Annotated in this window: 10 protein-coding genes and 1 tRNA gene; all 11 read left to right on the plus strand. The window is 72.3% G+C overall.

What is annotated here, in order from left to right; all coding sequences use genetic code 11:
• On the plus strand, positions 1 to 3,138 hold a 3,138-nt coding region (locus Q0283_RS10800; protein ID WP_298044581.1), incomplete at its 5' end, for an Rne/Rng family ribonuclease.
• Between the two features lie 285 nt (positions 3,139 to 3,423).
• Entirely contained in the window at positions 3,424 to 3,732 is a 309-nt protein-coding gene (gene rplU, locus Q0283_RS10805; protein ID WP_029139212.1) for a 50S ribosomal protein L21, read from the plus strand.
• A gap of 94 nt (positions 3,733 to 3,826) precedes the next feature.
• Positions 3,827 to 4,087 (plus strand): 50S ribosomal protein L27, encoded by a 261-nt coding sequence (rpmA, locus tag Q0283_RS10810; protein WP_183525304.1) that lies wholly within the window; start codon positions 3,827 to 3,829, stop codon positions 4,085 to 4,087.
• A 197-nt stretch (positions 4,088 to 4,284) separates the two neighbouring features.
• Positions 4,285 to 5,874 (plus strand): GTPase ObgE, encoded by a 1,590-nt coding sequence (gene obgE, locus Q0283_RS10815; RefSeq protein WP_298044584.1) that lies wholly within the window; start codon positions 4,285 to 4,287, stop codon positions 5,872 to 5,874.
• Positions 5,867 to 7,027 carry a glutamate 5-kinase gene (proB, locus tag Q0283_RS10820; protein WP_298044587.1) on the plus strand — a complete coding sequence of 387 codons (1,161 nt, stop codon included), beginning with the start codon at positions 5,867 to 5,869 and terminating at the stop codon, positions 7,025 to 7,027. The genes obgE and proB overlap by 8 nt, the downstream gene beginning before the upstream one ends.
• A gap of 76 nt (positions 7,028 to 7,103) precedes the next feature.
• A complete protein-coding gene (locus Q0283_RS10825) occupies positions 7,104 to 8,396 on the plus strand; it encodes a glutamate-5-semialdehyde dehydrogenase (protein ID WP_183528302.1) in 1,293 nt (430 codons plus the stop codon).
• 82 nt (positions 8,397 to 8,478) lie between these two features.
• The gene (locus tag Q0283_RS10830) at positions 8,479 to 8,715 is read left to right on the plus strand and encodes a hypothetical protein (RefSeq protein WP_183525314.1); all 237 of its coding nucleotides are present in this window, start codon (positions 8,479 to 8,481) and stop codon (positions 8,713 to 8,715) included.
• A 25-nt stretch (positions 8,716 to 8,740) separates the two neighbouring features.
• A complete protein-coding gene (nadD, locus tag Q0283_RS10835) occupies positions 8,741 to 9,481 on the plus strand; it encodes a nicotinate-nucleotide adenylyltransferase (protein ID WP_324590520.1) in 741 nt (246 codons plus the stop codon).
• The gene (locus Q0283_RS10840) at positions 9,478 to 10,323 is read left to right on the plus strand and encodes a hypothetical protein (protein ID WP_298044589.1); all 846 of its coding nucleotides are present in this window, start codon (positions 9,478 to 9,480) and stop codon (positions 10,321 to 10,323) included. The genes nadD and Q0283_RS10840 overlap by 4 nt, the downstream gene beginning before the upstream one ends.
• A gap of 35 nt (positions 10,324 to 10,358) precedes the next feature.
• A complete protein-coding gene (gene rsfS, locus Q0283_RS10845; protein ID WP_183525319.1) occupies positions 10,359 to 10,817 on the plus strand; it encodes a ribosome silencing factor in 459 nt (152 codons plus the stop codon).
• Positions 10,818 to 10,994: 177 nt separating this feature from the next.
• Positions 10,995 to 11,067, plus strand: a tRNA-Ala gene (locus Q0283_RS10850).
• The last annotated feature ends 1 nt before the right edge of the window (position 11,068 follow it).

Consider the following 11,068-nt stretch of genomic DNA (forward strand, 5'->3'; position numbering starts at 1 on the left):
GAAGCCCCGGAAGCCCCGGAAGCCCCGGAAGCCCCGGAAGCCCCGGAAGCCCCGGCCTCCGAGGCCCCGACGGCCGCCAGCCGGCCCGAGGGCGAGGCCTCCGGCGTCGGGGACGCCGAGGACGAGGACGCCGAGCAGGCGTCCGACGGTCCGGACCAGGCGGATCCCTTCGCCGTGCCCGCCGATCCCCTGGCCCTGATCTTCCAGGCGCCGGACCTCTCGGCCATCACACCGGCTCCCACCCGGCGCCGTGACCGCGATGACCGGGATGCCGACGAGGGCCTCGCGGATGCGGATGACCGGGAGGCCCGTGACTCCGGTGACGACGGCGACGACCAGGGTGACGGAGAGGCCGAGGGGCGCTCGTCCGGTTCGCGCCGGTCCCGGCGCCGGCGCTCCCGGGGCCGCACCGGCGGCGGGGCCGCACAGGACTCCCGGGACGCAGAGGCCGGCGGCCGGGACGATGACACCTCCACCGCAGCGGACGGCGAGACGTCCGAGGACGAGCGCGGCGGTGACGGAAACGGGGACGGCTCGGGCACGCGCCGTCGTCGTCGCCGCCGTCGCGGAGACGTGGACATGGAGCTGGAGGGCGGCTCGGACGACGACCCGGAGAACACCGTCACCCGGGTCCGTGCCCCCCGTCAGTCCGCCGCCGCGGCGACCGGCCCGCAGGGCGTGACGAGCCTGAAGGGCTCCACCCGGCTGGAGGCCAAGCGCCAGCGCCGGCGCGAGTCCCGTTCCGGGGGGCGCCAGCGCCGCCACGTCATCACCGAGGCCGAGTTCCTGGCCCGCCGCGAGTCCGTGGACCGCAAGATGCTGGTCCGCCAGCGCGAGCAGCGGATCCAGATCGCGGTGATGGAGGACGGCGTGCTCGCGGAGCACTTCGTCTCCAACACCACGCAGGACTCGATGATCGGCAACGTCTACCTGGGCAAGGTGCAGAACGTGCTGCCGTCCATGGAGGCCGCGTTCGTGGACATCGGCCGGGGCCGCAACGCCGTGCTGTACGCCGGTGAGGTCAACTGGGATGCCGCCAACCTCGAGGGCAAGGCCCGCAAGATCGAGAACGCCCTGAAGTCCGGGGACTCCGTGCTCGTCCAGGTCACCAAGGACCCGGTGGGCCACAAGGGTGCGCGCCTGACCAGCCAGATCTCCCTTCCGGGGCGGTACCTGGTGTACGTGCCGGGAGGCTCGATGACGGGCATCTCCCGCAAGCTCCCCGACGTGGAGCGGTCTCGCCTGAAGAAGATCCTCAAGGACCACCTGCCGGAGAACGCCGGCGTCATCGTGCGCACCGCTGCCGAGGGGACCTCGGAGCAGGAGCTGATGAACGACATCAACCGCCTGCGCGCCCAGTGGGAGGGCATCGAGGCGAAGTCGAGGTCCACCAAGACCCTGGCCCCCGAGCTGCTGTACTCGGAGCCGGACCTGACCATCAAGGTGGTCCGGGACGTGTTCAACGAGGACTTCTCCGGGATGGTCGTCCAGGGCCCCGAGGTCTGGGACAACATCGAGGCCTATGTCACCTACGTGGCGCCGCACCTGCTGGACCGGCTCTCGCAGTGGAAGCCCGAGGACCACGGCGGCGAGGACCTGTTCGCGTCCCACCGGATCGACGAGCAGCTGCACAAGGCGCTCGAGCGCAAGGTCTTCCTGCCCTCCGGCGGTTCGCTGGTGATCGACCGCACCGAGGCGATGACCGTGGTGGACGTCAACACCGGCAAGTTCACCGGCTCCGGCGGCAACCTGGAGGAGACGGTCACCAAGAACAACCTCGAGGCGGCGGAGGAGATCGTCCGCCAGCTGCGCCTGCGGGACATCGGCGGCATCATCGTCATCGACTTCATCGACATGGTCCTCGAGTCCAACCGCGACCTCGTGCTGCGCCGGATGGTGGAGTGCCTCGGCCGCGACCGCACCAAGCATCAGGTCGCCGAGGTCACCTCGCTGGGACTGGTCCAGATGACGCGCAAGCGCATGGGCACCGGCCTGGTGGAGATCTTCTCCGAGACCTGCGAGCAGTGCAACGGCCGCGGCATCATCATCCACGACGTCCCCGTGGAGCACCGCCGCGCCCACAACTCCCAGGGCGAGCCCCGCTCCAGCGGGGGCGGCGGAGGCGGGGGCGGTGCCGCAGCGGACACCGGCGACGCCGGCCGCAAGTCCTCGCGCAGCGAGCGGCGGCGCCGCAGCCGCGAACGCCAGGCCGAGCGTGAGCGCGAGGAGCTGCAGGAGGCACCGGTCGAGCAGCAGCTCAGCCCGGAGGAGGAGGCCGATCGCAAGGCCCGCGCCGAGGCCGCCCGGGCCGCCCTGCGCAACATCGCCGCGGCCACCCAGCACGCCCACGAGCCGGCCGGATCGGACCAGGCGGGAGAGGCCACCGGGGCCGCCGAGACCACGGGCGCGGCGGAGTCCGCGCAGCCCACGACGTCGGCGGAGACCGCCCAGCCTGCGGCACCGGCCGGCGGTTCCGGTCGCCGCCGGTCCCGGCGTGCCGGCAGCGACCAGGGTCAGCCGGGCCGGCAGGGTGACCAGGCCCAGCAGCCCGAGACCGACCGCGCCGTCGCCGCGGGGCAGCCGGCCGCCGCCGCCACGCAGGTCACCGAGCAGGCCGAGGGGGGCGCGTCCGGGCCCACCCTGACGATCGCGGGGGAGACCGTGGAGGTCCCCCGGGGGCGTCGCGGGTCGCGCCGGGCGAGCAGCCGGAAGGACCTGTCGAGCCTGGAGGACGCGCTGGACCAGCGGGGCCCCACGCAGGAGCCGAGGGAATCGCGCGAGCAGCCCGAGCCGCAGGCGTCGGCCGCCCCGGCCCAGCGGTCCCCTGAACCGGCGCCCGTGCAGACGGCACCGGTTCAGGCCCCGGCCGCGCAGGTTCCGGCGGCCCAGGCCGCCCCGGCCCGTCGCCGTCGTCGGGCCGCGTCCTCGGACGGGACCTCCGGGGAGATCCAGACCGTGGAGGTGACCGCGGCCTCCAGCAGCGGCCACCGGTTCAGCGCCTCGGTCGGCACCGCCGGGACGGGAGCCGCCGCGGCCGGTGAGTCCGCCACGGAGGGCGCTGGGGGTGCGGCCCAGGCCGCGGCGCCGTCGATCATCGGCGTCGGGGTCAAGGCCGAGGACATCACCCGCACGGAGTAGTCCGGGTCCGTCCCGAGCGCCGCGGCCGTCGACCGGCCGCGGCGCGCCGTCCCACCGGCATTTGGCCCAGCGGGGGCCCGGCGGGTAGGATAGTCACTCGGTGCTGCGCCGCCGTCGTTTCTTCTCTGCCCCTGGTGTTGGGCGTCGGAAGGCCCGCCGGTCCGCCTCAAGGTATCGCCCCCGCTGTCCGGGACCGTCCGCATTCGCCGGCCGGACACCGCTGGTTTGGGCAGGCCCTGAGTGCAGCAGAACAGAATCGTCATCGTCGAGAGAAGTGAGTCCCAAGTGGTGTACGCGATTGTCCGCGCTGGCGGCCGCCAGGAAAAGGTTTCCGTCGGAGACCTCGTTACCCTTGACCGCGTCGCCGCTGAGGCCGGAAGCTCCTTGGAGCTGCCCGCCGTCATGCTGGTGGACGGGGACAAGGTGACCACCGGTGCTGATGACCTGGCCAAGGTCAAGGTCACCGCCGAGGTCGTCGACCATTCCCGTGGCAAGAAGATTGTCATCCAGAAGTACAAGAACAAGACCGGCTACAAGAAGCGCCAGGGCCACCGGTCCGAGCTGACCACCGTCAAGGTCACCTCGATCGCCTGATCCTGCGCCTCCCGGGCTAGCCCGGTCACGCACAACCAGACCCCGCGGTTCCTGGCGAGAAGCCACCGGCCGCACCACCCCGAAGGATTGAACAATGGCACACAAGAAGGCCGGTAGTTCCTCGAAGAACGGCCGCGACTCCAACCCGCAGTTCCTCGGCGTCAAGCGCTTCGGCGGCCAGGCCGTCAACGCCGGTGAGATCCTGGTCCGCCAGCGCGGCACCAAGTTCCACCCGGGCGCCAACGTCGGCATCGGCAAGGACGACACCCTGTTCGCCCTGTCCGCCGGTGCCGTGGAGTTCGGCAACCGCCGCGGCCGCAAGGTCGTCAACATCGTTCCTGCCGCCGCTGAGTGATCACTCGCGTGACGGCACCGGGAGCATGAGCCCCCGGACCTGAACATCGCCCCGGCGGGGGCGGGCCAGCCTGGTCCGCCTCCGCCGGAGTCGTTAACAGGCACCGGTCACGGCACACTCCCTGTGGGAGTACGTCAGACTGGAGACCAGCAACACCAACAACGCCCCGGCAGAGCGGGTGCGGCAGAGAGGCGGCCATGGCGGCATTCGTGGACCGGGTGGTCCTGCACGTTTCCGGCGGACACGGAGGCCACGGCGTGGCCTCCGTGAAGCGGGAGAAGTTCAAGCCCCTGGGTGGTCCCGACGGCGGCAACGGCGGCGACGGCGGGGACGTCACCCTGGTGGTGGACTCCCAGACCACCACGCTGCTGTCCTACCACCACGCCCCCCACCGGCACGCCGGCAACGGCGGTCCCGGCAAGGGAGACTTCCGGCACGGGGCCCACGGTGAGTCCCTCACGCTCTCCGTCCCGGACGGCACCGTCGTCAAGGACATCGAGGGCAACATCCTCGCCGACCTCGTCGGTCACGGCGCCTCCTACGTGGTGGCCCACGGTGGCCAGGGCGGCCTGGGCAACGCGGCGCTGGCCTCGCAGAAGCGCAAGGCCCCCGGCTTCGCCCTGCTCGGGACCCCCGGTGAGGAACTGGACATCGTCCTGGAGCTCAAGTCAGTGGCGGACATCGCCCTGGTGGGCTTCCCCTCGGCCGGCAAGTCCTCGCTGATCGCCGCCCTGTCCGCGGCCCGGCCCAAGATCGCCGACTACCCGTTCACCACCCTCGTGCCGAACCTGGGCGTGGTGCAGGCCGGCGACGTCCGGTTCACCGTGGCCGACGTCCCGGGCCTGATCCCGGGCGCCTCCGAGGGCAAGGGCCTGGGCCTGGAGTTCCTGCGCCACGTGGAGCGCTGCGCCGCGCTGGTGCACGTGCTGGACTGCGCCTCGCTGGAGTCCGACCGGGACCCGCTGGCCGACTTCGAGGCGATCGAGGCCGAGCTGGCGGCCTACGCCGTGGAACCGACCTTCGCCCAGGCCGGGGAGGGTGTCGTCCCCCTGAACGAGCGGCCACGCATCGTGGCCATGAACAAGACGGACCTGCCGGACGGCCAGGCGATGGCCGAGATGGTGCGGGAGTCCCTCGAGGCCCGCGGACTGCGCGTCTTCGAGGTCTCCGCGGTCTCGCACAAGGGCCTGGACCCGCTGAAGTTCGCCATGGCCGGGCTCGTCCAGGAGGCCCGGGACCGGATGCCGGAGCCCGTGGAGACCGCCGAGCCCGTGGTCGTCCGGCCGCGGTCCGTGCGCGCCAAGGAGTTCGAGATCACGCGCGAGGAGCGCAACCTCGAGCCCCTGTTCCGCGTGCGCGGCACCAAGCCGGAGCGCTGGATCGCCCAGACCGACTTCACCAACGACGAGGCCGTGGGCTACCTGGCCGACCGGCTCAATCGCCTGGGCGTGGAGGACGAGCTCTTCAAGCAGGGCGCCAAGCCGGGTGACGCCGTGGTGATCGGCAGTGACGACAACGGCGTGGTCTTCGACTGGGAGCCCACCATGGCCGCCGGAGCCGAGCTGCTGGCCGGCCCGCGCGGGGCCGACCTGCGCATGGAGGAGCGGTCCCGCCCCACCCGCGAGCAGAAGCGCCAGGAGCTCGAGGACCGCAAGGCGGCCCGGGCCCGCACCCAGGCCGAACTGGAGGCCGAGCGCCGGTCGGGCATCTGGACGGAACGCTATGCGCGGGACACGGACGGTGAGAACGCCGGGACGGGGAGTGCCGAAGGGCCCGTCGATGGCTGAGCGGGTCATGAACCCCGTCACCGGACGGGACACCCTGCACCGAGCCCGCCGCCTGGTCATCAAGATCGGCTCGTCCTCGCTGACCACGCCCACCGGGGTCGACCACGCGGCCATCAACTCCCTCGTGGACACCATCGCGGCCGTGCGCTCGCGCGGCACCGAGGTCGCCCTGGTGTCCTCGGGCACCATAGCGGCGGGCATCCACCCGTTGGGCCTGGGCAAGCGACCGCGGGACCTGGCCACCCAGCAGGCCGCGGCCGCCGTGGGGCAGGGCAAGCTGCTGGCGCACTACGCCGCGTCCTTCGCCCGGCACCAGACCGAGGTGGCCCAGGTGCTGCTGACCGCCGAGGACCTGATCCGCCGCACCCAGTACACGAACGCGTTCCGGGCGCTGAACCGGTTGCTGGCCCTGGCGGTGGTGCCGATCATCAACGAGAACGACACGGTGACCACCGCGGAGATCCGGTTCGGGGACAACGACCGGCTCTCCGCCCTGGTGGCCAACCTGCTGCGCGCCGACGCGCTGCTGCTGCTCACCGACGTCGACGCCCTGTACACCGGCCCGCCCTCGCGGCCCGGTTCCCAGCGCATCCCCGCCGTCGCCTCCCGGGCCGACCTGGAGGACGTCGCGATCGGCCGGTCCGGCCCGGCCGGCGTCGGGACCGGGGGCATGGTCACCAAGGTGGACGCCGCCGGGATCGCCACCGGCTCGGGCATCCACGCCCTCGTCACCTCCGCGGCCAACGCCAATCGCGCGCTGGCGGGGGAGGACGTGGGCACCTGGTTCCAGGCCTCCGGCAGGCGCAGGACCGCGCGGAGCACCTGGCTCGGGCTGCTCGCCGAGGTGCACGGCCGGGTGGTGCTCGACGACGGCGCCGTCACCGCCGTGGTGCGGAACAAGAGGTCCCTGCTCCCGGCTGGGATCACCGGAGTGGAGGGCCGCTTCGACGCCGGTGACCCGATCGAGCTGGCCGACGCCCGGGGCACCGTGGTGGCCCGCGGACTGGTGAACTACTCCTCCTCGGAGTTGCCCCCCATGCTGGGGCGCACCACCGCCGACCTGCGCGAGGAGCTCGGCCCGGAGTACCAGCGCCCCGTGGTGCACACGGACGATTGTGTCCGGCTCTCGGCCCGGGCCCAGCGCCGCCGGTAGACTCCGGGGCATGCCCAACAGTGCCGCTGAGAACGCCGTGACCGCCGAGACCGTCGAGACCGCCCCGGACGCCCCGATGTCCGGGAGCGGTGGGGCCGACGTGCCGGAGGAGGTCCGCGAGGCCATCCGGTCCGTCGGCGAGCGTGCCCGGCGGGCCCGCCACGAACTGGCCACCGCGGGCCGGGCCCGCAAGGATGAGACGCTGCGGGCGATGGCCGCGAAGCTGCGGCTGAACACCCGGCACCTGATCGCGGAGAACAAGAAGGACGTGGCGGCCGGCCGCGAGTCCGGGACGTCCGAGGCGATGCTGGACCGGTTGTCCCTGGACGAGGCGCGGATCGAGGCCCTGGCCGTGGCGCTGGAGGAGCTGGCGGCCCTGCCGGACCCGGTCGGTGACGTGGTGCGCGGCCGCAACCTGCCGAACGGACTGCGGATGACCCAGGTCCGGGTCCCGCTCGGCACCGTGGGCGCCATCTACGAGGCCCGCCCCAACGTGACCGTGGACATCGCCGGGCTGGCCCTGAAGTCCGGCAACGCCGTCATCCTCCGCGGCGGTTCGGCCGCCCGGAACACCAATGCCGCGCTGATCTCGATCCTGCGCGAGGTCGCCGGGGACCAGGGCTTCGAGGCGGACATCATCCAGGGCATCGACCAGTACGGACGCGCCGGCGCCACCGCCCTGATGTCCGAGCGGGGCTCGGTGGACGTGCTCATCCCGCGCGGCGGCCACGACCTGATCCAGTCCGTGGTGCGCACGGCCAGGGTCCCCGTCATCGAGACCGGCGAGGGCAACGTCCACCTGTTCATCGACGCCTCCGCGCCCGTCAAGATGGCCGTGGACATCGCCCTGAACGCCAAGACGCAGCGGGTCTCGGTGTGCAACGCCGCCGAGACCCTGCTCATCCACGCCCAGGCGGAGGAGGCCGGCCGCGAGGTGTTGCGGGCCCTGTCCCGCACCGGCGTGTTCCTGCACGTGGACGAGGGCGCCCGCGCCTGGCTGCCGGACGGCGCCCAGGCCGAGACCGCTCGGGACGAGGACTGGGGACGGGAGTACCTGGCCCTGGAGATGGCCGTGAAGACGGTGGGATCCCTGGACGAGGCGATCGAGCACATCCAGCGCTGGTCCACCGGCCACACCGAGGCCATCGTCACCAACGACCTGGCCAACGCGGACCGCTTCGTCACCGAGATCGACTCCGCCGCGGTGATCGTCAACGCCTCCACCCGTTTCACCGATGGCGGTCAGCTGGGCCTGGGCGCCGAGGTGGGCATCTCCACGCAGAAGATGCACGCCCGCGGACCCATGGGCCTCGAGGAGCTCACCACCACCAAGTGGGTCCTTCGCGGGGAGGGCCAGGTCCGGATCTGAACGGGGGACGTACTAGGATGGGGCCCAGACATCACCGTGACCTGTGGCCGGATGACCGGCCCCTTCGAGGGAGATCCACCAGATGAACACCATCACCGCCCTGACCGTCCTGGCCGCCGAGGAGCACCTCGTGGTCAACCCGCTGTTCCTGCCGGCCCCGGTCATCGGCGTGGGTTCCTTCCTGCTCTTCCTGCTGATGCTGGCCGCCGTCATGGGCCTGCGCTCCGTCGGCCGGCGCCACGAGGTGCCGGGCGTCGACGACTACCACCAGGGTCGTGGCTACGACGAGCGCGAGCACAGCCACTGGGGAACCCACTGATCCTCCGCCGAACTCCCGCCGCGTAGTGACCGACTCACTCCCCGAGCCCACCCAGACCGTCTGTGACGTGGCCGAGCCCGAAGAGGCCTCGGCGACCCGTCAGCAGGATGGCGGTCGGCGCCGGTTCCGCCTCGGCGTCATGGGCGGCACCTTCGACCCGATCCACCACGGACACCTCGTGGCCGCCTCCGAGGTGGCCGCCGAGCTGGACCTGGACGAGGTCGTCTTCGTGCCCACCGGCAAGCCCTGGCAGAAGGACGGCAACAAGGTGTCCCCGGCCGAGCACCGGTACCTGATGACGGTCATCGCCACCGCCTCCAACCCGCGCTTCACGGTGTCCCGGGTGGACATCGACCGTCCCGGACCGACCTTCACCGCGGACACCCTGCGTGACCTGCGCATCCTGCGGCCCGAGGCGGAGCTGTTCTTCATCACCGGGGCGGACGCCCTGGAGCAGATCATGACCTGGAAGGACGTGGACACCCTCTGGGACATGGCCCAGTTCGTCGGTGTCACCCGTCCGGGGCACGACCTCGTGGAGGTCGGCCCGGAGACGGGTGTGATGCTGATGGAGATCCCGGCGATGGCCATCTCCTCGACCGACTGCCGCGCCCGGGTCCAGGCCCACAAGCCGGTCTGGTACCTCGTGCCGGACGGCGTGGTCCAGTACATCGCCAAGCACCTCCTGTACCTGCCCGAGGCCCACGGCCCGGGCGGCGGGCTGGGCGGGCGCCGCAGCCAGGACGCACCGGAGGTCCGTGCGTGAGTGCCGCTGACCCCACCCAGACGCCCGGGTCCGCCCGCCGTCCCGAACGCCAGCACCGCCGGGTGGACACCGAGGCCGGTGCGCCGGCGGGGGAGACCGCCGAGGCGATCCTCGACCTGCCCGCCTCCGGGGTCGACCCGGCCGACGTCGGCCCGCTGACCGGTACGTTCCCCGGGGTGCTCCCCGGCGTGGCCGAACTGCCCCTGCTCAAGGACGGGCGGGTCGTGTCCCGCCCCGGCCAGGCCCCCGCCGCCCTGGCCCGCGTCTTCGAGTCCGATGCCCCCACCGGGTACACCGTCGCCAGCGACGGGGTGCCGGTGGGCCCCGATGGCCGACCGCTCACCCGTCGCCAGTTGCGCGAGATGCGCCGGCGCCAGGAGTCCGGCGCCGGCCCGGAGTCCTCGCCCTCCACGGCCCGACGCGCGGAGGCACCGGCAGGTGCCCCGGCCGGACTCGCGGGAGAGGGCGAGGAGCCGGTCACCAGGGAGTCGCTGGCCCTCGAGGCCGCGGCCCTCGCCGAACGCCTCGCCGCCGCCGGTGATGACCCCGCGAACGTGGACCCGCAGTTGCTGCGGCAGCAGGAGGCGCTGGCGGAGAAGGCCCGTCTCCTCAACCAGACCGGCACGCTGGCCATCGTTCCCCGCGCGGCACCCGTCGAGTCGGCCGGCGCCGAGCCCGCCGCCGAGTCCGTGCGCCATGAACCGATCCAGGCGCAGTCCGCCCACGGGCTGGACTCCCTGCCGGCCTCGGAATGGGGTTCCCGGGAGCGCACCCTGGTGATCGTGGCCGCGGTCGTCTTCGCCATCCTGGTCATCGCGCTGATCATCGCCCTGGCCCTGTGACCACCGTCGTACCACCCACCCTCCAGGAGTTGCCCGTGACCGTCCCCCCCACCACCCTGACCGCGCTGAAGCTGGCCGGCCAGGCCGCAGCAGACAAGCAGGCCACCGACATCGTGGCCGTCGACGTGGCCGAGCGGATGGGGCTGACCGATGCGTTCCTCATCGCCTCGGCCTCGTCGGAGCGGCAGGTCGTCGCCGTGGTGGACGAGGTCGAGGAGGTGCTCAGCCGGCAGCTGAAGCTCGACGTGATCCGCCGTGAGGGCAAGGCCGGCGGCCGCTGGGTCCTGCTGGACTACGGGCACTTCGTGGTGCACGTCCAGCACGAGGAGGAGCGGGTGTTCTACGCCCTCGACCGCCTGTGGAAGGATGCCCCGCTGATCGACCTCGGTCTCACGGACGGGGTGGGAGCCGGTGAGCCCGGTTCGACCATCACCCCGGACGACGCCCCGCGGGACTGGACCCCTGGCGCACCGGGTGAGGCCCAGGCGCAGTAGGCCGCGTCAGGGGCCGAGACGCCACCGGGGCGGGAACCCGCCCCGGTGGCGGCACGGGCAATCGCCGGCCGACTGCCCGTGCCGGACCTCGATTTGCGAACCGGTCGAGGAGCTGTGTATATTTATCGAGTTGCTTCGGACGGGACGGAAACGAAACGGCCGGGGAAACACCCTTCTGGGGGTATGGCGCAGTTGGTAGCGCGTCTCCATGGCATGGAGAAGGTCAGGGGTTCGAATCCCCTTACCTCCAC

It is taken from the genome of uncultured Citricoccus sp. (assembly GCF_937871995.1).
Classification (GTDB): domain Bacteria; phylum Actinomycetota; class Actinomycetes; order Actinomycetales; family Micrococcaceae; genus Citricoccus.

Excerpts from the sequence above, each read along its gene's own strand:
- Q0283_RS10830 (WP_183525314.1), top strand. The coding sequence starts at position 8,479 with ATGAACACCATCACCGCCCTGACCGTCCTGGCCGCCGAGGAGCACCTC.
- obgE (WP_298044584.1), top strand. The coding sequence starts at position 4,285 with ATGGCGGCATTCGTGGACCGGGTGGTCCTGCACGTTTCCGGCGGACAC.
- Q0283_RS10825 (WP_183528302.1), top strand. The coding sequence starts at position 7,104 with ATGTCCGGGAGCGGTGGGGCCGACGTGCCGGAGGAGGTCCGCGAGGCC.
- proB (WP_298044587.1), top strand. The coding sequence starts at position 5,867 with ATGGCTGAGCGGGTCATGAACCCCGTCACCGGACGGGACACCCTGCAC.
- rpmA (WP_183525304.1), top strand. The coding sequence starts at position 3,827 with ATGGCACACAAGAAGGCCGGTAGTTCCTCGAAGAACGGCCGCGACTCC.